Genomic DNA, 24,128 nt, shown 5'->3' on the forward strand with positions numbered 1-24,128 from the left:
TAAAATATGATCAAACCGAATTACGGCTGGCATTAATATTACCAAACAATGAGCGGATCACCATTTTTTCATATTTATCCTTAAATTTATCATCACCTTCCTGACTCTTCTTGTCCACCTGAATTAAGGCATGCTGCTGAATAGTCAATAATGGTAGTACAATACGCTCGCGCAAACTAATACTCATGCGGCTACGGGCACTGTCTTCCAAAAATTCGTTGTATCCCGAAATCTTCAACACCATTTTTTTAGTCAGTTCGAACTCATCGTGAATTAGTTTCCAGAACTCACCAAACTTAGGGTCTTCAGACATATACTGAGTTAATGCAAAGTTTGACTTACTCATACTCTGCATACTATTTGCAACCAATGCTTTAAAGAACACCGATGTGTTATATAAATCTACACAAGCATCCCAGTTACCGGCATCTTGTTGTGCTTTTAGCGCTGTTCCTAAACCATAGAAACCAGGTACATTCAGCTTCAACTGACTCCAGGCTCCCACAAACGGAATGGCTCTTAAATCATCGAAATTTAACTTCGAGTCTTTTCCGCGCTTAGAAGGACGACTACCTATGTTAGCCAAGCCATAATACTTAAGTGTACTGCGCTCTTCGAGGAAAGGCATAAACAAATCGTTTTGCTTCAACGACTCGTACTTATTGTAACTATCCGACGATAATTGCTCAAATAAAGCACGCTGCTTATCATCCAGTTCAGCGGCCTGATGATTGAACAGATTATTCTCCATACCTGCCGACAATAAGTGTCCCAGGTTATTGATAGCCGCCTGCTTAATACCGTAGTGCGAGCTGATGGTTTGCCCCTGAACGGTCATTTGAATTTGCTTATTCTCCACTTTTTTACCCATGGCTGAATAGAAAAGATGAGAATTACCTCCACCGCGAGCCGGAGGTCCTCCACGACCATCAAAAAACATTACCTCAACATCGGCATTACGCGAAACTTCGGTAATATCTTCTTTGGCACGATAAATAGACCAGTTGGCAGTTAAGTAACCACCATCTTTGGTTCCATCAGAGAAACCAAGCATTACGGTTTGAAGTTTCTTCCGGCGCTGCAGATGCGCTTTATATATTGGATGATTATAGATGGTAGTCATGGAAGTACCTGCTCCTTCTAAATCATCAATAGTTTCGAAAAGTGGCACGATATCAACCGATACCTCATCGCTCTTCCAGCCACACATTTTAGCCATTGCCATAACACGAGCCATATCCAATGGACCACGGCAGTTAGAAATAATATATCGATGAGCACCTGTTTCTCCGTTTTGTTCCTGAATGGTCTTCATCACTCCAAACGAACGAAGCGTATCCTGAACCACCGGATCTTCCATACCCTCTATTTCCACATCAGCATTTAACGAAAGCAAAACATCGAGTTTTTGTTGCGCATCCATACTATCGAAATCAGCAGGAAGCAACCCTGGATTTTTCTCCACCAAAGCATCAAATGCCTTGTGAATAATACGGCTATCCTGACGAATATCGATACTGGCAAAGTAAAAACCGAATAGGTTTATTTTTCTGCGGAACGATTGTAATTGATCAAGAAAGAGACCTTCGTAACTATCTGTTAACATAGTCTCAATCTCTTCGAGTTTGGCAATTAAAGTATTTAAATCGATATTTTTTTCACCGCTTGAGTTCGACAACTCATCAGTGAACATTACATCCAGCTCATTCATCAGCTCATAAATACCCGGAAAGCTTAAGCGGCGCTTCAGCAGTTTTAAATCTTCGTAGTAACACGAAGTAACAGCGGCTCTTAAGCGCTTGGCAACTTTGATAGTGGTATCAACCGTTACAAATGGATTACCATCGCGGTCGCCACCAGGCCAGAATCCCATGGCAATTAATTTGCCCATCTGATGATGATCGGCCAGTGTTTTGGAGATATTGTCCATAATCTCACCAATGGCCGGATAAAAGATATTGCTCAGGTACCATATCAAGGCATGAGCCTCGTCGTAAGCAGTTGGTTTTTGTTTACGGAAGAAAGGTGTTTGTCCAAGCTGCTGCAACAAATCGCGCACATAAGCCACATCACCTTTTCTAATGGCATCCATTAAATCGGTTGAGATAGCCAGCACCTTACCCGGATAGAACTGTGTTGGGTGAGCCGTTAGCACTACCCGTATAGCAAACGATTCCAATACTTTTTCCAGCTGATCTTCTAAACTCTTACGCTGTACTTTGTCTTTAATACGTTGCCAGTGTTTACCAATACGGTGAATTTTTTTGTAGGCTGCTTCTTCCAAGGCGTCAATCAATACAATCTGACGTTCGACATATTGTATCACCTTAAATAAAAACTTCACCTGATCTTCTTCGGTAAAACCGGGTTTATGTTCTGCAAAGAAATTTCTGATAATGGTTGCGGGTGACAAACCCTCTGCCAAACCTTTTTGGCAAGCATCATTCAACAATGGCAACAACAGGCCGGTTTGCTGAACGGCATCTAAAGGAAGAGTCAGAAACAAACTATTATAAAGCTCATATTTCAGCTCTACTTCCTCTCTGAAAGCCCTTTCGATCTGATCACTCATAATTTTATATTTTCTCTTTAAAAAATCGTCGCAAAATATAAGATGTAGACGACATAATTAAATAATTAAACGAATTATTTGTCCTTTTTTTTACAATTTAATGATTATTGATATCAATGGCCAGTCATTCCAAAGCATACCACCACTGTTACTTAATAACTTATTCAATTATGTATTATTGAAGTCAGACAATTGAGCTTAAATAAATGAATAATGGCTAACACCTCCAACACTGCCGCAGATAAAGCAGCGAATCAAACCAGTTTTGTGAGTGCGGCAGGCTTTTTTTCATCAAATCCCCGGGTTCATTCGCTCCTTCGACACACTTCGACAGGCTCAGTGCTGCTCAGGAAGCTCAATCACCCGGGGCTATTCATATTGAACTCCTCCGGAGTTTTTCTAACGTCTACCAATACAAAAGTTCCAAAAAAGCTATTGGTTTCTGTAGGTTTCATAGCATAGATATTAGAAACCAGAAGCAATGCCGCCTGAGCCTGTCGAAGGCGCACTATGCACTTATAACTATGCACTCCCTTCGGACTTCGGACTGACATAGTCAGTAGTCAGTAGATAGTAGTGATTACAGAGTATCGAGACAACTTATGTCATGTTAATGGCTAACAGCTGTTAGCTAATGGCTTTTAAACATTATGCACTCGTTTCGTTTCGGTCTTCAGTCTTCGGTCTCTTTTACCCCCCTTGCACACCTGTGCAACAGCAACTTTTTTTGTTGGCAAGGCTTGCACGCTTGCGCAAGGCTCCAAAAAACTCCAAAAAACGACGTGCACAAACCTTCAAGCCTCCCAACTAACTCAGGGAAGGCTTGCACATACCTTCAAGGCTTCCCCGGAACTAAAAGAAACGCTTGCAGCTTTGTTCAACCCACTTTTTTAACCTTAGACAAGGCTTACCCAAGCGTGCAAGGCATTTTTTTGCCTTTGGGTAAGCCTTGCACCCACCTGCATGAGTTCAACCCTTAATATGGTAGCTTACCGACACCTGCAAACAGTGGTATTATTTCATTTCTTATAGCATACAACAGATATTACGCCAACATTAAATTATATGATAAAATATTATAACGTTTAATATGTAACATCTACTTAATTCCACCTATAACACTATCTACCAATATATTTACAAACAATCAAATAAAGATTTGTTAACTATTTAAAACTATTATTATTATCATTATATTAAAATTAAATTAGTATATTAGTGAACATATTGAATAACTTTTAGAACTAAATTATTTTTTAAAACCCTTGTACAATGGAAAAAATCAACAGCAGCACCCGCACAACCGACACCGACAATGTTTGAAGCGGTATTATTGATTTGTATCAGAAAAATCCAAAATTAAGTGAACATCCGCACATGGTAACAATTATCAAAAACCTCATTAATGTTTCAATAAATCTGAACGAAGCCATTAAGAGAAGTAAGTCTAAATCGCTATTAGAAGAAAAAGACAACGATAGAGACACTCAATATCGTAATTTTTACCACCTTATTTCGGGCAACACACATCACCCCGATCCGGCTATCAGCGAACCGGCCTTGCAAATACAAGCTATTCTGGATAAATACGGACTGGAAGTTATCCATGTAAGTTATGCCTCGGAGTCATCCATGTTTAACTCTTTTATCAACGATATGAAATCGGATAAAATGCAGCAGGCTCTTCAAGCCATTTCGGGAGGAGTGGCCAGTTTCGAAGCCTTTGAACAATCGCAAAATAATTTCAATACTACCTTTATCGAGCATAAAGAAGACAAAGCGAATGAAGGTACTTACGAAAATGCTTCTACCTTAAAACGCCAGGTTATTAAAATCATTAACGATCAATTAATTGGTTACTTACATACCCTGCAACAGATTGATGAAGAAAATTTTGGTGACTTTGCCCGAAAAGTGGATCAGATTATAACGGATAGTAACAGTAAGGTTAAGCGAAGAATAAGCATTAAAAAAGACGATATCGTAGAATAATTTCTTTTTCATTATTTGAAATAATAAATCAAGCCTCACCCGTGCATATCAACACACAGGTGAGGCTTTTAATTTGTAAAAAGGATTTTTCTATTTTATAGCTTATTCAATAATGCTGTAATCAGCTGTATTGACTTCCTATTCATCAGAATCAATTAATATCAAATACCACTTTATGTAATTGCCCTTCGGTAAACTTAAATTTGCCAAGATGCTCATATTCTTCGTTCACCGGCAGACCTTCATCACGACCAATGTCGGATGACTAGGGTTTGTAGTTGGTCATACCTGGTCCGGTCTTGTCATAAACATTGAAGAACTCGTCCTTCATGATGGTGGCAACTCCACCTTCCGGCTTCTCAATCAGATCCTTCTCCAGCGTCTTTACCCGAACCTTCCATCCCTCCGGAAGCTTCTTGTAAATTCCTGGCAAGGCGGCCAGGAATTCATCATACGTATATTCCGGTTCGAGGCCCAACTCGAACCCTTTCATAACCCAGGTGTTGCCTTCAGCATCGTCCAGGAGTATCACGGTCGTGCCCTTGTTCCAACCCAAGCCACTGTTTCGGGCAATCGTCACGGGCTTATAGGTCGCGATATCTCCCACGCTGGTGTTTTTGCCCATGTTCAGTTGGGCGCACCACACGGCTGCAAGACCATCGAAATCCCTTTCGGCCCCGACATCGATTTCCACCCAATCGGGCAGGCAGAGTTTCGGGCCGTTTAAAGACGCACCGAGTACACCGTATTGCTTCTGAATCTGGTCGAAATTGATGCCCTCGAGCAGCGCTTGCGGGGAAGTGTCCTTCGACTTCGGTATGCCCTGAGTGGTGTACATGGTGTTGTAGACGGCAGCAACTACGTCCCCTGTGTCTGCCTTACGGCCGATAAGGAAGATTTCGACGAATCGTACCTGGTGCACATTGTCAACACGATCGTACCTGGCATCGGCGCCGTCGCTAAACACTGCGGGTAGCTCAGCGTCTTGTCCTGCGCAGGGCAATAACAAGCCCCATGTTAGGAAGATACTTAGTAAGGCCACATTCATCGTTCTCATAATTTGTCTCCTTTGAATTGTTCTCATAATTTATCTTCTTTGAATTCGTTGAAGCTTGCTCTGCCACCAATGATCACAGGCGTATCAACGTCAATCAAGTACTAAAAAATAGGATGGGTCACACCAACTCGATGCTCTTATCCAAGCGTGCATCGAATATGAGTTTTATGAGTGGTTTTAAGTTCATTTGTGACCCAACCTGCTACTAGTCAATACCGCTGTACTCAGCTGCATTTACGTTCTGATCATCAGGATCAATTAATATCAAATACCACTTTATGCAATTGCCCTTCGGTAAACTTAAATTTGCCAAGATGCTCATATTCTTCGTTCACCGGCATGCCTTCATCACGTCCAATATCAAAAGTTTCATGAGCAGTATAAGAACCATATACTGTCGCCTTAATATCCATTTCACCTACTTTTTCATCGTTAATGAAGAGCTCAACGGTTGATGGGCCATTCAGTTTTGGCTCTTTCATGGTATGTTTCAGTGTGATTTTTATATCGCCGTAAGGGATTTTTACGTTGCCTTTAAAATCGTGCCAGTATAAACCGAGCGTTGAATAGCTGTAGCGTAGTTTACCATCTTTAATAAATAAAGCCTGACCGCCAATGTGCTCACCCACGGCATAAATTACCCCTTGAGTAGTTTTATCGGCAGTTATATAGGCATTAATTTTATAGTTGGTAGATTTAATCTCAGGTCCGGCCAGTTCCGGCACTCGATAAACATTAGGTGTTAATTCCCAGTGTTTCTTAGCTTCCCTTTGTGGATTCGATTCAGGCTGCAACGGTCTGCCTAATGAACCACCCACAGGATAAACATCATATTTTTCGGCCTCTTCCCAGAAAAGTTTTTCCAGTTCTTTGACTTTTTCAGGATACTGATCGGCTACGTTTACTTGCTGTATGGGGTCTTCATCGATATTATACAATTCCCATTCGGTTTTCAGAGGGTCGAAATTAGCCATCGCTGCCGGATCAACCGACCAGGGAATTCGATAAGGTTTTCCGCAAAGTGTCCAACCTTCGTGATACAAGCCTACAAATCCGAGCATTTCAAAATACTGAGTGGGATGATTGGTTTTAGCATCGGCATTGTTCCAGGCATAGGTCAGTGATCTACCGGGATACTCAATGCGTTTTTGCCCATTTACATAGTCAGGTGCAGGTACACCGGTAACTTCAAGTATGGTGGGTACCAGGTCGGTTATATTCTGAAACTGACGGCGCCACTCGCCTTTGGCCTTGATTGCTTTGGGATAACGTATGGCTGTAGCCGACATGGTTCCTCCAAAGTGCGATGCCATTTGTTTGGTCCACTGGAACGGAGTTGATGACGCATAGGCCCATGCTACAGAATAGTGGTTGGCCATATGTGGGCCTCCCCAAGCTTCCAGTCCTCCGAATTCTTCCAATTTTTCTAGCTGCTGATCCATAGTAAGTGGTGGAAATCCGTTCTGCATTAAAAGCTCTGAGAAGGTTCCAGTTGGGCTACCTTCAGCCGTACATCCATTATCGGCAGTTAAATAAACAACAAGCGTGTTATCCAGTTCGCCCATTTCTTCCAGGTGGCTAATAACCCTTCCTACATGAAAATCGACATGCTCTAAAAAGGCCGCATTTACTTCCATTTGACGGGCAAGATATTTTTTGCCTTCTTCGCTAAAAGAATCCCATTCCGGAATACTTTCCGGCCAATCAACCATCTCAGCATCTTCGGGCACCAGGCCCATTTTTTTCTGACGTTCAAATTGCTGCGCTCTATAAGCATGCCAGCCCTCATCAAATTGCCCTTTGTACTTATCACGCCATTCTTCAGGAACCTGTATAGGTGCATGAACGGCACCCGGTGTATAGTACATAAAGAACGGATCATCGCGCAAGCCTTTCCAGTTATCTAACCATTTAATGGCCTGATCGGCCATGCCATGTGACAGGTGGAATTGAGATCCATCGGCATTGGTTTTTGGGGTTTCAATAGCCGTAGTATTTTCATACAACAAAGGATGAAACTGGTTGGTTTCACCGCCTAAAAAGCCCCAGAAATATTCAAAACCCCATACACCTGTTGGCCAACTTTCAAAGGGACCAGCCGGAGAAGCTTCTTCCATAGGCGTATTGTGCCATTTACCAAAGGCTGCAGTGGCATATCCATTTTCAGTTAAAATTTTGGCTATAGAAGGGGTGGTGTAATCAATTTGTGAATTGTAGCCCGGATAACCGGTGGCAAACTCGGAAATGATCCCTGTTCCAATCTGGTGGATATTATAACCGGTAAGCAGAGAACCTCGGGTTGGGGAACAAACTGCTGCTACCGACATATGGGTGTAGCGTATTCCCTCATCACCTATACGGTCGAAAGTAGGGGTCTTCATAACGCCACCATACGATGATGCATTGGAATAACCGGCATCATCGAGCATAACAACCAGTACATTAGGAGCATCCTCGGGCGCACTGGGTTGCCCAATAAAATAGGGCTTTGAATCGGTAAGGGTTTTCCCCTGTACGCCTTTCCATTCCTTGTTTGGATAGGGAATAGCATTGCCGGCATCTTGCATGGCGCTCTTTTGAACCTGTGTGCATGATACAATGGCGAGCATCAGTATGAATCCTGTGCCTACTAAAAATTTGTTTTTCATGTTAGTTAAATTGGTTAATCTGATTTTTTCAAAGGTTAGCACTGCTAATTAAACTATAGCCAAAATCACTCAATACATACATATTAATGGACTTTATGCCTGCCAACTTGTACGATTCATTCAAATTTAACCAATACAAACCACTAAAACATGAACAACACTGTCAGGATTTACACCTACATAGCTCTCTATATAAGGGATACAGAAATATTTAGGAAATTTTCAACTACCTTTAATTACACAGCACTTTATTACCTTGATATAATCCCAGGGTACTTTCCAGAATCTCCATTGCTAAAGCTACCATTGATTCAACCGAAAGATTATTAACATCAAGGCGTGTATACCATGTGTCGGTTAGCGTGTGGTAAAACTGTATTATCTCTCTGTCTGATTTATCAGAATAAAACTGCTCTTTAATTAATGGAAGTAGAATAATCAATGATCGCTCATTACTACCCCTGTACAGTTCACAAAACTGCTTTATGTGGCAATTCTTCAATAGCTGATAATGAAACAACAATGCATCTTTATATTTAAACATCACTTTGTACAAATCAGGAATGAGCACCTTTACATTGTTACTGATGTCGTTATGGTATACTTCAATGATACTCTTATGATGCTTAACAAGCTCCGCTAACAGATGCTCTTTATCGTCGAAATGATAATAAAGGGTTGCCCGGGGTAACTTTGCTTTAGCAGCTAATGCATTTAAACTAAAATCAGGACCGTTACAGGCAAATTCTTTATAGGCAGTAGTAAGCCATTTTTGATATTTCTTACTTTTTGTTTTCATCATTTAGGGGATAGATGATTAATAACGTTGGTAATAAAGTCTAAAATACACAGATTATAGTTTAAAATCATTATTTATAAGATGCATCAAACAATTAGTTTTTATCACATCTGTCCTAGATAATAAAATAGAGTCCTACTGTAAGATGCATTTTAGATAGGCCTCAGCCAGTGAACCAAAAAACAAGGTTAGTTTGATGATTAAAAATCGTTTTTGTTTGAACGTAGTGAGTTTAAACGATTTCAATCAAATAGCCGTAGTTTTTTGAGAGAAGTGGGTGCAGCCTTGATTTTCTTTGCTTCGTTTCTTGTATCAAGATAAGAAATGAAGTCGGGTTTGGGCGAAGCGCCAATAAACTCAAAATGTTTAGGACAGCTCTGAGTTTTTATATAACCATCCAGGCATAAAAGCTCCTGATATTAATATTAGTTCATAAAAAAACAGATTCGCTCCACCTGATATTTTAGGAGCAAATCTGTTTTTAGAGTTTAGTCTTAATGTATAAGTTTATCTTTTCACTTCAGGAAAAGGCAAGCCACTGGCCAATGAAACTCTTAGCTCACTTAGCACATACATCTCCACCTGATGAAACTGTAGTGCCACCACCGGACCTACCGACTTACTCACCTTTTTTACATAGCTTGCCAACAACTTATCGTTTTGCTTTATTAATGTTGCCATTTCTTTCAATAATGAGGCAGCTTTTTCATCGGTAAGATTGCTGATATCATCACCATAAGATTCAAGTAACTCAAAACGCTTTTGCCCCAATTCTTTTCTTTTTCCTTCATATTCGTCATAAATAGTCCAGAAGGCGGTTTGTTTGGCTTCGTCGGGTTTTACCACTTCGGCTATCAGGGCTTTTTTCTCCATTCCAAAAATAGACTGGATATAATCTACTTCTGCTTTACTTGTTTGCGCTTTCAGGCCCGAAACAGCCAATGTCAACACTAATAAAATTAATAGCTTTTTCATTTTTCTATTGTTTAAGGTATATAATATAGACTACTGTAATTTATTTTTTCTGAATTGCAGGCATAGCATACAAAGGATTCAGAGCATTGGGTTCCGGCCAGTATATTCTAGTCTGCAATGAAAACAATCCATCGTTGGCAGGTAACCAGTTTGATATTTTATCCTCCCCCGGATTCTCTTTTTGAATATAAATATCCAACGACCCATCGGAATTGTATTGCAAGCCTTTGGTAGCACTGCCAATTATATAGCGGTTAATTTCATTTTCAATCAACAATTGCTCAGGCAGTTTATACATGGTTAACGACCAAAAAGATTTTGCCGGCGGAAGTTCATCTTCGTCAAAATGCAGGATATAATTATGCTTTGAACCATCCAGTTCATCACCATCAGCATCAAAAGTCGATTCGGGATAAAAAGCCTCTTCCAAATCATTGCCCCACAAACCAAAGTAAGCAGCAGAGGCTCTGGTCAGGTATTTACCTTCCATGGCTTTTCGAGTTCCAAAAGCTCCGGCCACCAATTGCCATTGATTTTTTCGTTCTCCCAAACTTGCTGATGCTTCCATAAACTTTTTTCTTCCTGACTCAATTCCCTCTTGCACCGCCTTAATAATCTCCGGATCGTAGTCTTCCGGATTATATGGTTTTCCGGGCTTAACACCAATTTTAGCAAAACGTTCAAACATATCCTTTTCTGATGGATGAATCTTACCCATTGCCATTAAGGCATTGAAGTATCCTATAAAATTTTCGTCATTAGCCTTCTGCGGATTGTAGGGTGGAAGATTCAATAACGGTGATGCCATTATCTGCATATCCTGCCCTATATATTGCCCCAATGATTCAACCTGATAACCATTCATCACCGCCTGCGCCTGCTCTATATCATCAGGACCAAACACCTGCGTACGTCCTAAAGCTAGCAGGTAATTTCCTTCCGATGGTACGACCTTATCAATACCCTCAGGCACCTCTCCTTCCCAATCCGGACCGGTAAACATATATTTGCCGGCACCATTGCCCGTTTTACGCGAACCCACATAATCGATATTGTAAGTATACATATCAATTATCTGAAAGGAATAATATCTTCCATCGGTAATCTCGGGGACTGATAATATCTGTGGCTGCACAGACAGATCGAACCAAACAGCCGAGTAAAATGTATCGTTATTGGGCCTGACTATAATAGTATCCTGCGGACCATTTAATGTACTGTTATTAACTAAAATATTAAACGCAGCGTTATAAGCACCTGACTCGGGATACATAGCCATGGCAAACATCATTTTATAATGCTCCAGCATGGGGTATGCATAAATATAGGCTTCTTTGGCAATTTGTTTAGCTTCTTCGGGGGTTAATGAATCATTGCTAAACTTACACCCTGTCAACAATACTGATACCATTAAGGTAAGTAGGAAAAGGTTTTTCATTTTATAAGATTTGAATTTGATTATTGCTATCAATCACAGCTTAAGCATGTACTAATCAAAAGTACTGATAACGAAAAGAAGAAACTTAGACAGGGGTGTCAGGTTTTACTGTGAATACAGTATAATTTGGCTAAATCAAAGACTCTTAACTTTGGGATGATTGTATAAACCCAAGGTATGCTCCATAATCTCAATGGCCAGATTACACATATACTCAACAGTGCAATTCTTAAAGTTGATCCTTGCATACCAGGCACCTGTTAGCGTATTAAAAAATTCAATAAGATCCACATTTGACTTATCCGAATTAAAATATTTACGAATAAAAGGAAGTAAAATCTCGATTGAACAGGTATTTATTCTCGTATAAACATTCTGAAAAGCTTCAACATGATTGTTTCGAAGCAATTGCTGGTGAAACCTGACATTTAATTTATAACGAAACATAACTTCATACAAATCAGGGATTAATTCAGATACTTCTCTTTTTAGTTCATTACTAAATTGCTCAGCCACTTTGCAATGATAAACCAATAACTCTTCTGTAAGGTGCTCTTTATTATTAAAATGATAATAAAAAGTGGCACGCGGGAGACCAGCTTTACCGGAAAGAGCTTTTAGGCTAAAGTCTGGTCCATAACAGGCAAATTCTTTGTAGGCAGCCTCCAGCCATTTTTGAAATGTCAGGGGTTTGGTATTCATGAAATATTATCAAGTCTTTAAAATCCTTTATGTCTCTCTAAATTAAAAATAAAATATGGCAATGTCAGCACTTTAGCAGCTTTCTACAAAAAATTGCTTTTTAAGTGCAAACGAAGAAAAGTACAAATATCATATTCCATTTACTCAACTCATATCTCAACATACAACCAAATTATTGGTACAACTAACAGTTATTTTTACTCAATACGTATTTATTCGCATTTCGTAATCATAATCATTAACTATCTTAGTTGGTTTTTCATAATATTTTCTCATCTTTAGTATTATTTATATTCTTAAATAAATTCAAATACAAACCTTACAGTTGAAATAAGATGCCAAACCTACTATCGTTTTACAATTCATTGAATAAGTATGAAATTTATTTAATTCTTTTATCAATAAGTGCTGTTGGATATATTGTGGTTACCCACCGAATCGGAAAAGGTTCTGTAATCTGGAAGATTGCATTAACCTTTATGCCCAGCCTACTAATTATGGCATATAGTGCTTTTGCCTTTGCACTATCTTTCAATTACTTATTATTTATTCCGGCATTAGGTGGCTTATTCGCATCTTTCCTATTTTTGGTAAAACTTATTAAGAAGCCATTTGGTGAAGTAGAACAAATAATACATAACTTCTCTCAGGGAGATTTGAATATTGTTATTGATGACAAACTATTAAAGGATAACACTGAATTAGGCAAAATATCACGAAGCATACAGGAAGTTTCTGAATCGCTTAATAATATTATACAGGAAGTAAAAAACGTTTCGCAGGAGGTGGTTAGTCATAGTTCACAGCTTAGTCACACATCTCAACTATTGGCAAACGGAACCAATACTCAGGCTGCCGCAACAGAGGAAATAGGCAGTTCGCTGGAAGAAGCACATGCAATAATTAAACTAAGCAGCGACCATGCAGGTAAGGCAAAGCAGATTTCTACTGATGCTGCTAAAAAGATTAACGACAACATAAAGAAATCGGAGGAGACCAAAATTTCAATCAATAATATCTTAAGTAATATCAACAAGATTAACGACCTGAGCGAACAAACCAAAATACTTTCATTAAATGCGGCTGTAGAAGCTGCCAGGGCTGGAGATCATGGAAGAGGTTTTGCCGTAGTAGCCCATGAAGTGCGCAACCTGGCTCAAAACAGCAATCATTTTTCGGGTATCATTCATACCCTCTCATCATCAGCTTTACAAATGGGTACTGAAGCTTCAGACTCACTAAATAACATGGCTCCTGAAATACTAAATACTGCCACCTTGGTTGATGAAATTAATACTGGTGCTTTAGAACAGAAACATTCTATGGATCAGATTTCAAGCGCTCTTGCTGAGTTAAATAACATAACACAAGAAACAAGTGCCAATAGTCAGGAGATGTCAGCCAGCGCAGAACAACTAATGCATCAGTCTAAGAAACTGAATGAATTAATTTCGTTTTTTAAAACAAACTAAAGCGCATGGATTCTTCGCTATATCATTTTTCTATGATCAGATCTTTTTGTTAGACAATCTGAAATTAAAGTAGGTTAAGGCACGCCATAACCATTCAAGCGGACCATACTTATATTTCTTAAACCATACCTGACAAAACCACATCTGAAACACCCAAAACAAGGCTGCATACAAAAAACTCAACGTATTACCCAGGTATTGATAAAGAGCAAGTCCATAACCATAAAACAAGGGGACTCCAATTAATGGCTGCATAACATAACTGGTTAAACTCATTCGTCCGTATTGAGATAGTGCAGTGAATATTCCTGCCTTTTCAAACCGGTAATACAAAAGCATAAAACCACTGATCCAGATTGTTAATATCGATAAATTGGTAAAAATACCCGCCAGCTCAATAATTAATGACTTTTGAGTGTCATTCGTTTCAATAATTACAGGTAAAAAGCGACTGATTAACAGAAAAACAATCATTACTATTACACCCCCACTCAACATTGTCCAAAGCGGCCTTTTATTTTTAGTAGATTTCTCAAAAAAACCGATTCGTCCCAGTATCATACCTACCACAAATAAACCAAACAACTGGTAAACTCGTGCCGATGCCACCGTCCACTTTACAACAGTTATAAAACCGGATGCTGAATTATGCTTCAATACATCAAAGAATGATCCATTACAAAACGTTTGAAATGCCGTACCCCAATCACCCCAATCGCGCTGAATTACAAAATCAGGATTAATAAAGCTATAAACCAGCTCATAAATACGGGTAATGTGTAATAGCAGTATTGCAGCCACCGTAATTAAATATTTGGTTGGTACTTTATAAAAGAATATTAAAGGCAGCCCCATAATAGCATAAATCATCAGAATATCGCCCGTATAAACTAAGCGATGCAAATAACCTAATACTAAAAGAATTACCAGGCGCCAAACAAACCTCCCTCTAAAATCAATACCTCTTCTCTCCTGCCCTTGCATTTGAATAAAAAAGCTGAATCCAAATAATACAGAGAATATGGCATATGATTTACCGGCAAATAAAAAGAATATTACATCATGAATCACTTTATCTGCTCCAGTCAAAATGATAGGATTATACTGTGCAGGCCAATAAAAGTCGAAATGCTCAAGTGCATGAAGCAAAAGTATTCCGGTAAGTGCCAGACCTCGCAATGCGTCAACCACCACAATGCGTGGCTTTGAAACAGGATTAGTTAGATTTTTATTCATTTTGTAAGGATTATCTTTTTCAAAAATAAATAAAAATCAATATCATAGGTAGTTAAAATCTTTATTAGATATGGTTGATTTGTTTACTCTCTTAATAGTATTTTGAAGATGCAAAAAATTCCAAAATACGGGTTAATACTAAATTATCTTCCATATTACTCCCCTGTTTTAGCTGTAGACAAAAGGTTTAAGTTAATAAGTGGTTGATATTTTTGGCGAGGTATCAACCGTTTTCTCTTTTTTGGAAACCAAACTTATAATATATTCAAATAAAAAGAGGGCTGCCAAACGACAGCCCTCCTTAAAATATAATCAGTTGTGTTGATTATCTGATTTTTGATCCTTTGGTTGCAAAGAATACAAGATATAAATAGTAAACAAACAAGGCACTAACAGCAGCAATAACGCCAGCCATAGTTTGAATACCACCCATAATAGGCATTAAAATAGCAGCACCAATTACTGAAGTAGCAATTATACCAGAAGCTACATCGGCATGAGGTCCTAAATCTTCTAAAGCCAAACTATAAATTACAGGCCACATAATTGAGTGAAATAAACCAGTACCCAGGAACAACCACATTGCGATATTTCCATCCATTACAATGGCTCCACCTAACATTGCAGCTCCACCTATAGCACAGGCTGTAAGAATGGTACTTGCTTTAAATTTCTGTAGAATGAAGATACCTAAAACACGGCCAACCATAAGACCACCCCAGTAATACTTCAACATATCAACTGAGTTAATACCTGTAATTCCTTTCTCTGAAGCAAAATCTTCGAAGAAACTAGGAATACCAATTTCAATACCCATATATACAAAGATGGCCAATGAACCTAACCATACGTGAGTGTATTTAAAGGCACTTGATTTATGCTTAACAACTCCTTCAGCCTCAGCTTTTTCTTGTTCATCTTTAATATTAGGTAATTTCAGGAAGAACATAATAACAAGAATAGCGGCTGTAATCAAACCAATACTGATATATGGCCATTTTACAATACCTTGTATTACTGTATTCTCAAGAGTTTCGCCTTCCCCAAGTTCAGGCACCACTAATAATAAAGAAACAAAAATAGGTGCAATTACTGTAGCTACTGAGTTTAACGCATTGGTTAGTGTTAAACGACTTGCCGAGCTTTCTTTGGGGCCTAAAGCAACCACATATGGCGCTGCGGCAACCTGAAGAATTACAACTCCTACCGCAAAAATAGATACCGCACTAAGGAATCCGTAGTATCCAAAAGCAACCCCTGGAATACTGGCAAAGAAACCTAAAGCAATTAATCCTAAACCGGTAAAAATTGAAAAACGATAACCGATTTTATTGATTAAAAAACCAACAGGAATAGAAAGTGCATAAGTTCCGTAAAAGAATGTATTAAGAAACTGTTTTTGCACATCATTCAAACCAAATGCATCTTTAAAAAAGGCAATGGTTGAATTGTTCATTGTAGTAATAAAGCCAAACATAAAAAATAATGTGGCCATTACTATCAATGGAAATAAATACTTGTTCTTGCTCATGATTATGATTTAAGGATTTTATTTATTGGATTGAAAATTTATAAACACAAGTATGTTTGTAAACCTCACCCGGTTTTAATACAGCATTTGGAAAATGATCCTGATTTGGTGAATCTGGGAAAATTTGTGTTTCCATAGCTACACCAGCCCATTTCTCAATTGGGTTGCCCAACTTACCAGTCTCAGAACTATCAAAGTGTCCACCTGTGTAAATCTGAATTCCCGGTTGATCGGTAAATACTTCCATGCAACGACCGGTTTCTTCATCAGATAAACGAGCTGCTAAACGCAACATTCCATCATAACCGTCAATTACGAAGTTATGATCGATACCATTTACCATTTTCACTTGCTCATCATCAGTATTAACCGTTTCGCCAATAGCCTTTGTGTCAACAAAATCCATTGGAGTACCTTTCACCTCTGCAATTTCTCCGGTAACAGTACCTAATTCAGCAGATAGCGGAGTATATTTTGAAGCATTTAGCTCTAACTGATGATCTTCAACAGTACCTTTTCCTGCTCCTTTTAAGTTAAAATAAGCATGGCTGGTTAAATTAATAATAGTTGCTTTAGATGTTTCAGCAACATATTCAATCACCATTTCATTTTCGTCAGTCAGGCCATAAATAACCTCAACCTTAACTTCACCCGGATATCCCTGATCTCCATCAGGACTTACTAAAGTTAATTTATATGCTTGTGCAAAACGTGATTCTTCATATGGAGTCACATCCCATACACGGTTATTAAAACCATCAGATCCACCATGTAAATGGTTAGGAGTATTGTTACACTCCAACTGATAATCAACACCATCAAGGCTGAACTGACCTTTTACGATGCGGTTTGAGAAACGTCCACAAAGTGCTCCGAAATATCCGTCGCCGGCCAATGCTTCTTCTACACTTTGATATCCAATAACCACATCATCCATATTACCGTCCTTATCGGGTACGGTAATACCTGTAATTTGTCCACCACGTCCAATAAATGTAACTTCTACATTATTGGCATTTTTCAATTTAAAAACATCAGATGCTTTAGTCATAATTCGATTTTTTTAGTTCTGATTACAATTCAACTCTAACCGAACCTTTCGAACGGATGAATAATTTATGACATTTACCTTCGCCGTAAACGTGCTCTAATGTTTTCACATATGTATCAACCAAGTCTTGAGGAACGAAAGCCTGGATAGTACCCCCGAATCCACCTCCGTGAACGCGCCATGCACCTTTACCTTTCAATACCATTTCACTCAAGGCTAAACCTAAAGAAACAACCTGCTCATCTTTGTGAACGATATCATAGATATTTTGATTGTACATGTATGAGCTATATCCTGACTCAACTACCATTTTAAGGAAAGCATCAAAATCGTTGTTTTCCAAAGCAGCCACCTGGTCAACTACACGTTGGTTATCTCCCTGGAAGTGATAAGCACGTAAAATAGCACGGTCACCTGTTTTGGTGCGTATTTCAGGAATTTTCTCAACAATTTCTTCCAAAGTTGTTTGACGAAGAACTTCTTTACCTAATTCTTTTGCTACCGACTTCATTTCAGTTGGTAACGAAGCGTATTCTTCTTGTGAAGCAGGATCATCATGACCACCACCCACATCAGTAATTACTAATGCATAGTTAGTTGATACAAAATCAAAATCCAATGCTTTTACAATTGGTTTAGCCGGATCTTCAAAGTCGATGGTAATCAATCCACCAACCGAACAAGCTGTTTGATCCATCAATCCACATGGCTTACCAAAGAAATTATTTTCAGCCCACTGTCCTACAATTGCATTCTCGACAGCGTCTAATTTACCGTCGTTGAATAAGTGACTGATAATAGCACCAATTAACACTTCAAAAGAAGCTGATGAACTTAAACCAGAACCTGCTGGCACACGACCTTCAATACAAGCGTCGAAACCGCCAATTGTGTATCCCAGCTCTTTTAAACGAGCACTGATACCTTTTACAATAGATCCTGAAGTATAGAATTGTGATTCGTCGATAGATAGATCAGAAAGATCAACCTGGAACTCCGGATAACCTGCTGATTTAATTTTAATGATATCGGTACCATTGGCGGCTGCCACTGCGATGTTATCAAGGTTAACAGCACCTGCTAATACACGACCATAGTTATGATCGGTGTGATTACCACCAATTTCGGTACGTCCTGGTGATGAAAATAACATAACATCATCCTTACCAAATGTGTCTTTAAATGTTCCCATTAAAGACTCGTATCTTTCAGCCTGTGATTTTAAAACATCACTTTCAGCTCCGTATAACTCTTTAAAAGCAGCATTATCGCCACCATTAATCTTACCGATTAATTCACTAATTGTTGACATAATTTATTATTTGAATTTAGTATGTGATTATTTTGATTTATAATGAGTTGTTGGCAAAGCTCGCAAACGTTCTGCAGCTTGCTCTGCTGTAATATCGCGTTGTGCGTTAGCCATCATTTCGTATCCAACCATAAATTTCTTCACAGTAGCAGAACGTAACAATGGAGGATAAAAATGCATATGAAGATGCCACTCAGGGTGATCTTCGCCATCGGTTGGCGCCTGATGTATACCAGCCGAATATGGGAATGATACTTCAAACAGATTATCGTACATTACCGTTAGCTTTTTATAGGCATCGGCCAAAGCCATTTTTTCATCTTCTGTGAGATCTGTCAATTTAGAAACGGCTCTTTTACTTACGATCATAGCTTCAAAAGGCCAGGTTGCCCAGAAAGGAACTAAGGCCACAAAGTGATCGTTTTCAACCAAAACACGCTCTTTGTCTTTTAATTCTTCTTCTACATAGTCGCCCAGAAGTGTTTTACCATTGGCATCAAAATACTCTTTTTGCATTTTTTGCTCTTTAGCTGGCTCAACAGGCACTGAATACTGTCCCCAAATCTGACCATGAGGGTGAGGATTACTACATCCCATTATATCACCTTTGTTCTCAAAAATCTGAACATAGTTGATATAATCCAACTTACCTATTTCCTCGTATTCTTTTGTCCACAAATCAACCACCTTTTTAATTCCTTCCACTTCCATTTCAGGAATGGTAAGATCGTGGCGTGGCGAGAAACAGATTACTTTACAAAAACCTCTCTCACTTACCGCTTTAAATAAGCCTTTCTTTTCAAACTCGCCTTGAGGAATATCCGGCACCAAAGCGCTAAAATCGTTCTGAAAAACGAAAGTATCTTTGTATTCAGGATTTTTAAATCCCCCGGCTCTTTCATTACCCGGACATAAGTAACATTTTTCATCGTATTGAGGGCGCTCATCAACAGCTGGTTTTTCAACCTTACCTTGCCAAGGCCTCTTTGTGCGATGTGGTGATACCAACACCCAGTCACCGTTTAAAGGATTATAACGGCGATGCGAGTGTTCTGTAAATTGAAAAGTATCCATTTTTATGAGTTTAATATTTATATTTTAAAGTTTTATTGCATTTCTAAATATGGGTTCATACAAGTTACTGTCTTCTATATCTTTAAACCTGAAGTAAAAAGCTCCTTTTTTCGATTCCGACATATCTTTTTCTTCCAGTTGTTCCAGCATTTTTAACGATAACACTTTTTTTCTGAAATTGCCTGGATCAAATTGTTTTTGAAAGATAGCATTATACAAATTTCGAAGTTGCGTAATAGTAAACTTCTCAGGTAATAACTGACGACCAATTAAATTATAAGTGCCCTTTAATCGAAGTTTGTCAAAGGCTATTTTAAACATCTCGTCATGATCGAAAATTAATGGCGGAACCTCATCTATTGCGAACCATTTAGCACCAAATTTTTCAATCAACTGGTTAGAGTGTTTTTCAACCCTGATTAAAGCATTAAATACAACAGTAAGCACACTTCCGCCCGGATCACGATCAGGCTTCGAAAACACATGTACTTGCTCCAGGTAAATATCTGTCAATCCGGTAATATATTGTAGAACTCTCATGGCTGCGGTCTCTGCCGATTCATCTTCCTGCAACCATCCCCCAATTAGCGACCATTCGCCTTGAGCCGGCGGAATAATACGCTTAAACAACAATAACTTTAACTGATCTTGTTCATAACCAAAGATAACGCAATCCACAGACACAAAGCGCTTAATCTTTTGATATTGGTTATATAGTTGTTGCTGATTTTCCATGCGTCAAATATAAAAGTAAAAATTACTTTTAAAAATTTTTTAAACGTATTTTTTACTTTTGTAACACTTAAATTTCATCAAACCACACTTACTAGTTAAGACAGAAATATTCATCAGACTTGACTACCTAAATTCGATATTTGAAACAGAGCGAAAGATTTAAATAATCAGACTTTTACAAACAAGGAGTATTTTGTATATTCATATACTATTACCAACCACCCCATATAAATGAAAGCTAGTTATTATACAAAATACGGCTCATCTGATGTTCTTGAAATAAAAGAAATTCCAAAACCTCAACCAGGGGACAAAGAAATATTGGTGCAAGTTTATGCGGCTACAGTTAACAGAACCGACTGCGCCATGCTAACCGCGGAGTTATGGATTATGCGCTTATTAACAGGACTTAACTCTCCAAAAAATCCTGTTTTAGGAACTGATTTTGCCGGAATAGTTGTTGATATTGGTAAAAAAGTTACCCGCTTTAAACCAGGTGACAGAATCTTTGGGTTTGATGATATGGGTTTGAGTTCGCATGCTGAGTATTTATGCCTTTCTGAGAACAAAGCCATCGGACACATTCACGAATCTATGTCGTTTGAAACAGCAGCTGCCTTATCCGAAGGCGCCCATTATGCTTATAACTTCATTAATAAGATTGACATCAAAGAAGGTGATCATATATTGGTTAATGGTGGAACTGGAGCCATAGGATCAGCTGCAATTCAACTACTGGTTCATTATGGAGCTGTTATTACTGCAACCTGCCGAAAAGAACACTCTGATTTAGTATTACAATTAGGAGCCACCCAAACCATTAACTATGAAGAAGAAGACTTTACACAAAAAGAATTTCAATATAACTATATTTTTGATATGGTTGGTAAAAGTACTTTTTACAAGTGTAAGAAAATTTTAAAACCTAGGGGTATATACCTTTCATCAGAACTGGGACCTTATGCTCAAAATGCTTTTCTGGCTTTTTGGGATCTCTTCTCTAATGGAAAAAATGTCAAGTTCCCTTTCCCTTCAAATCCGCAGGCCAGCATTAATCTCATAAACCAATTAGCTAAACAGGAGGCTTTTAAGCCAGTTATCGATAAAACTTATCCTTTTAATCAAATAAAACAGGCTTTTGAGTATGTTTTATCTGCCAACAAGGTTGGAAATGTAGTTATTAGAATAAATACTGACGAGTAGTCATACGCCCTTCACTTAACTACTTTGTTTATCAAATAAATAATAATTATTTTTGATAATCCCTGATCGTTGATCAATTACACCTTTACAACCAAACCTATGAACAGAACATTATTCTTATATTGTTTTTCTATACTTATTTTCACCCACTACTCTTACGGCCAAAATCAAAATAATCAAGATTTTACATATAATTATTCATTAAAAGAACTTGCTGAACTTAAAATTACAACAGGATCGATAAAAGAAGAAAATCGCCGATCTGCGCCATCCAACCTTACTGTTATCACACCTCAAATGATTGAGGAACGAGGGTATAAAACGCTGGTTGATATTTGCCAGGATATTCCGGGATTTGACTTTATGATGTATAACGATGGCGGAGGCGAATATCCTACCTTCAACATGAACAGAGGAATGGGAGAAGTGGGAAATTCAGAAATTTTGGTGATGGTTGATGGCATCATTCAAAACCACATTAGTTTTAACTGGTCAATGTTGTGGACATATGAGAATATTTTAATTGATATCGACCGCATTGAGATTATTCAAGGTCCGGGTTCGGTAATGTATGGTGCTCAGGCATTTTCAGGAATAATACATATTGTTACCAAAAAGAATTTTAAGGGAATACATGCCAATGCCTTTTATGGATCACATTCAACCAGGGGTTTGGAAGTATTTGCCGGAACTACAATTGGTAAAGAAACTAACCTTTCTCTTGCTCTTCATCAATATCACTCATTGGGCGATAATGGGCATGATAGATACGATCCGGGTAGTTATTTCAAAAATATCAGATATCCCTCCTCACTTATCTATAACTATAACGCAGCAGGCGAATTTGTTACCAACACTTCAAATCCCAGAGGTGGCACATACTTAAATGATGGATTCAACACACAGCAAGATAATGTTGCCATTCGGTCTAAACTATCATATAAAAACATAGAAGTAGGATTTTTCCTATCTGATTATACGCGAGCTTACGGCTCTGCTGTTGTGGCTTACGAGTATGACTTAAACGACAAGGAAAACACAACTCATTACCAAAACTATCATATTTACGCCAGTTACACTGCTCAAATCAATGCCAAGCTATCTTTAAAATCTGACTTGGTATATCGAGCAACCAATGTTATACCAGATGGAGGTTTCAAATATTTATATCAGTTTCCGGATTTACGAAAAAATTATGCTGGTTATAGCAATCAAACTTATTTTGAAGAGCGTTTACTTTACGATTTGAATGCCAACAACGACCTTTCATTTGGATTAAAATTCAGCCTCAGCAATGCCAATAATAGAATTGTTTCATTGGGCAATTACCCCAATGAAAGATATTCAACTGACTGGTCGTGGGATATCGCAGCTGATGGCGGAGGACTTAACCAAACAAAAGATTATCCCAACTTTTGGGTAAAGGAAGTTGCTCTCTTTGCCCTTTGGGATTATACTTTCAACAATAAATTATCCAGTTCTGCCGGTATTCGTTACGATTACAATTCCGACTTTGGTAGTATTGTTAATCCACGACTGGCACTTAATTATAATCCATCTGCTTATTTAAGTACTAAATTGATGTACGGAAGAGCTTTCAGGCAGCCTTCTATTTTTGAGCTATTTAGCGAATTCAGAGGAAACCCAAATCTGGTTCCGCAAAACATTCAAACAATTGAATTACAAATGGCAAGTCTTTTTAATGATGATAAACTGGCCATTAAAATGAATGTATATTACTCGCTTATAAATGATTTAATTGGCCAGGTAGAAGATCCTGCAATGCCGTCCGGCGAACGTTACGAAAATATTGGTAAGCAAAAAATAGGAGGTATTTCAGCCACAGCCGATTATCAGATAAGCAAATCTATCCGTTTATATTCTAATTACAATTTAATAAATGGCATTAATAACAAAGGAGCCTTTTACGCTATTGATAGAACAGCCACACACAAAGTTAATGCTGGGCTAAATATCAAGCTTTTCGATGGCCTATTAACCAGTGACCTTAGAATGAATTATGTAGGCAAAAGAAAAGCTCCGGAATCAAATAGTTGGCTGCAGACCTACGAGAATGGTTATGCCCCTTCCTACACCAAAGCCAATTGGGTACTTTCGTACCAGTTATCACCTCAACTACTGGGACAAATAATTATAAATAATGCGTTTAACACACAGTATTATGGTGTTGGTCACGAGTCAGGTTCTGGTTTTATCGACGACTATAACTACCTAAGCAATGTCAATCCTGATGGAGTCATTCCGGCTTATCATCCCCAACCTGGAAGAACTGTTTTTGTGAATCTTATCTACAAGTTTAACCCTTAATAA

17 protein-coding genes are annotated in these 24,128 nt (G+C 38.4%); 4 read left to right on the plus strand and 13 right to left on the minus strand.

Annotated elements, in window-relative coordinates:
- Positions 1 to 10 precede the first annotated feature (10 nt).
- Positions 11 to 2,572, minus strand: a complete 2,562-nt coding sequence (locus tag KEM10_RS16845; protein ID WP_212217201.1) for a phosphoenolpyruvate carboxylase — start codon at positions 2,570 to 2,572, stop codon at positions 11 to 13.
- A 1,377-nt stretch (positions 2,573 to 3,949) separates the two neighbouring features.
- Here KEM10_RS16845 and KEM10_RS16850 point away from each other — a divergent pair.
- The gene (locus tag KEM10_RS16850; protein ID WP_212217202.1) at positions 3,950 to 4,564 is read left to right on the plus strand and encodes a DUF6261 family protein; all 615 of its coding nucleotides are present in this window, start codon (positions 3,950 to 3,952) and stop codon (positions 4,562 to 4,564) included.
- A 265-nt stretch (positions 4,565 to 4,829) separates the two neighbouring features.
- Here KEM10_RS16850 and KEM10_RS16855 read toward each other — a convergent pair whose 3' ends face one another.
- The 6 genes from KEM10_RS16855 to KEM10_RS16880 form a co-directional block, all read right to left on the minus strand.
- Entirely contained in the window at positions 4,830 to 5,648 is an 819-nt protein-coding gene (locus tag KEM10_RS16855) for a hypothetical protein (RefSeq protein WP_212217203.1), read from the minus strand.
- Positions 5,649 to 5,875: 227 nt separating this feature from the next.
- Positions 5,876 to 8,269 carry an arylsulfatase gene (locus tag KEM10_RS16860; RefSeq protein WP_212217204.1) on the minus strand — a complete coding sequence of 798 codons (2,394 nt, stop codon included), beginning with the start codon at positions 8,267 to 8,269 and terminating at the stop codon, positions 5,876 to 5,878.
- A 232-nt stretch (positions 8,270 to 8,501) separates the two neighbouring features.
- On the minus strand, positions 8,502 to 9,071 hold the full coding sequence (locus tag KEM10_RS16865; RefSeq protein WP_212217205.1) for a TetR/AcrR family transcriptional regulator: 570 nt from the start codon (positions 9,069 to 9,071) through the stop codon (positions 8,502 to 8,504).
- 504 nt (positions 9,072 to 9,575) lie between these two features.
- Positions 9,576 to 10,043: a hypothetical protein gene (locus KEM10_RS16870; protein WP_212217206.1), complete on the minus strand. Its 468-nt coding sequence runs from the start codon at positions 10,041 to 10,043 to the stop codon at positions 9,576 to 9,578.
- 40 nt (positions 10,044 to 10,083) lie between these two features.
- Complete coding sequence (locus KEM10_RS16875; RefSeq protein ID WP_212217207.1) at positions 10,084 to 11,481, minus strand: DUF1254 domain-containing protein; 1,398 nt, start codon at positions 11,479 to 11,481, stop codon at positions 10,084 to 10,086.
- A gap of 135 nt (positions 11,482 to 11,616) precedes the next feature.
- On the minus strand, positions 11,617 to 12,183 hold the full coding sequence (locus KEM10_RS16880; RefSeq protein WP_212217208.1) for a TetR/AcrR family transcriptional regulator: 567 nt from the start codon (positions 12,181 to 12,183) through the stop codon (positions 11,617 to 11,619).
- 335 nt (positions 12,184 to 12,518) lie between these two features.
- Here KEM10_RS16880 and KEM10_RS16885 point away from each other — a divergent pair, with 335 nt between their 5' ends.
- On the plus strand, positions 12,519 to 13,655 hold the full coding sequence (locus KEM10_RS16885; protein WP_212217209.1) for a methyl-accepting chemotaxis protein: 1,137 nt from the start codon (positions 12,519 to 12,521) through the stop codon (positions 13,653 to 13,655).
- A gap of 36 nt (positions 13,656 to 13,691) precedes the next feature.
- On the opposite strand, the gene KEM10_RS16890 is transcribed toward KEM10_RS16885, so the two are convergent.
- From KEM10_RS16890 to KEM10_RS16915, 6 genes are all read right to left on the minus strand, one after another.
- A complete protein-coding gene (locus KEM10_RS16890; RefSeq protein WP_212217210.1) occupies positions 13,692 to 14,891 on the minus strand; it encodes a DUF418 domain-containing protein in 1,200 nt (399 codons plus the stop codon).
- Positions 14,892 to 15,216: 325 nt separating this feature from the next.
- Entirely contained in the window at positions 15,217 to 16,422 is a 1,206-nt protein-coding gene (gene gluP, locus KEM10_RS16895; RefSeq protein WP_212217211.1) for a glucose/galactose MFS transporter, read from the minus strand.
- A 22-nt stretch (positions 16,423 to 16,444) separates the two neighbouring features.
- On the minus strand, positions 16,445 to 17,473 hold the full coding sequence (locus KEM10_RS16900) for an aldose epimerase family protein (RefSeq protein WP_212217212.1): 1,029 nt from the start codon (positions 17,471 to 17,473) through the stop codon (positions 16,445 to 16,447).
- Positions 17,474 to 17,495: 22 nt separating this feature from the next.
- Positions 17,496 to 18,785 carry a galactokinase gene (locus KEM10_RS16905; RefSeq protein ID WP_212217213.1) on the minus strand — a complete coding sequence of 430 codons (1,290 nt, stop codon included), beginning with the start codon at positions 18,783 to 18,785 and terminating at the stop codon, positions 17,496 to 17,498.
- Between the two features lie 27 nt (positions 18,786 to 18,812).
- Positions 18,813 to 19,859, minus strand: a complete 1,047-nt coding sequence (locus KEM10_RS16910) for a UDP-glucose--hexose-1-phosphate uridylyltransferase (RefSeq protein ID WP_212217214.1) — start codon at positions 19,857 to 19,859, stop codon at positions 18,813 to 18,815.
- A 24-nt stretch (positions 19,860 to 19,883) separates the two neighbouring features.
- Complete coding sequence (locus KEM10_RS16915; protein WP_212217215.1) at positions 19,884 to 20,594, minus strand: NUDIX hydrolase; 711 nt, start codon at positions 20,592 to 20,594, stop codon at positions 19,884 to 19,886.
- A gap of 231 nt (positions 20,595 to 20,825) precedes the next feature.
- On the opposite strand from KEM10_RS16915, the gene KEM10_RS16920 reads away from it, so the two are divergent.
- Together KEM10_RS16920 and KEM10_RS16925 are read left to right on the plus strand one after the other, a co-directional pair.
- A complete protein-coding gene (locus KEM10_RS16920; protein ID WP_212217216.1) occupies positions 20,826 to 21,797 on the plus strand; it encodes an NAD(P)-dependent alcohol dehydrogenase in 972 nt (323 codons plus the stop codon).
- A 99-nt stretch (positions 21,798 to 21,896) separates the two neighbouring features.
- Positions 21,897 to 24,125 carry a TonB-dependent receptor plug domain-containing protein gene (locus KEM10_RS16925; RefSeq protein ID WP_212217217.1) on the plus strand — a complete coding sequence of 743 codons (2,229 nt, stop codon included), beginning with the start codon at positions 21,897 to 21,899 and terminating at the stop codon, positions 24,123 to 24,125.
- Positions 24,126 to 24,128 lie beyond the last annotated feature (3 nt).

This window comes from Carboxylicivirga linearis, assembly GCF_018271995.1.
GTDB classification, from domain to species: Bacteria; Bacteroidota; Bacteroidia; order Bacteroidales; family Marinilabiliaceae; genus Carboxylicivirga; species Carboxylicivirga linearis.

Coding starts and splice junctions, on each gene's coding strand:
- KEM10_RS16845 (WP_212217201.1), bottom strand. CDS start 2,572: ATGAGTGATCAGATCGAAAGGGCTTTCAGAGAGGAAGTAGAGCTGAAA.
- KEM10_RS16850 (WP_212217202.1), top strand. CDS start 3,950: ATGGTAACAATTATCAAAAACCTCATTAATGTTTCAATAAATCTGAAC.
- KEM10_RS16855 (WP_212217203.1), bottom strand. CDS start 5,648: ATGAGAACAATTCAAAGGAGACAAATTATGAGAACGATGAATGTGGCC.
- KEM10_RS16860 (WP_212217204.1), bottom strand. CDS start 8,269: ATGAAAAACAAATTTTTAGTAGGCACAGGATTCATACTGATGCTCGCC.
- KEM10_RS16865 (WP_212217205.1), bottom strand. CDS start 9,071: ATGATGAAAACAAAAAGTAAGAAATATCAAAAATGGCTTACTACTGCC.
- KEM10_RS16870 (WP_212217206.1), bottom strand. CDS start 10,043: ATGAAAAAGCTATTAATTTTATTAGTGTTGACATTGGCTGTTTCGGGC.
- KEM10_RS16875 (WP_212217207.1), bottom strand. CDS start 11,481: ATGAAAAACCTTTTCCTACTTACCTTAATGGTATCAGTATTGTTGACA.
- KEM10_RS16880 (WP_212217208.1), bottom strand. CDS start 12,183: ATGAATACCAAACCCCTGACATTTCAAAAATGGCTGGAGGCTGCCTAC.
- KEM10_RS16885 (WP_212217209.1), top strand. CDS start 12,519: ATGCCAAACCTACTATCGTTTTACAATTCATTGAATAAGTATGAAATT.
- KEM10_RS16890 (WP_212217210.1), bottom strand. CDS start 14,891: ATGAATAAAAATCTAACTAATCCTGTTTCAAAGCCACGCATTGTGGTG.
- gluP (WP_212217211.1), bottom strand. CDS start 16,422: ATGAGCAAGAACAAGTATTTATTTCCATTGATAGTAATGGCCACATTA.
- KEM10_RS16900 (WP_212217212.1), bottom strand. CDS start 17,473: ATGACTAAAGCATCTGATGTTTTTAAATTGAAAAATGCCAATAATGTA.
- KEM10_RS16905 (WP_212217213.1), bottom strand. CDS start 18,785: ATGTCAACAATTAGTGAATTAATCGGTAAGATTAATGGTGGCGATAAT.
- KEM10_RS16910 (WP_212217214.1), bottom strand. CDS start 19,859: ATGGATACTTTTCAATTTACAGAACACTCGCATCGCCGTTATAATCCT.
- KEM10_RS16915 (WP_212217215.1), bottom strand. CDS start 20,594: ATGGAAAATCAGCAACAACTATATAACCAATATCAAAAGATTAAGCGC.
- KEM10_RS16920 (WP_212217216.1), top strand. CDS start 20,826: ATGAAAGCTAGTTATTATACAAAATACGGCTCATCTGATGTTCTTGAA.
- KEM10_RS16925 (WP_212217217.1), top strand. CDS start 21,897: ATGAACAGAACATTATTCTTATATTGTTTTTCTATACTTATTTTCACC.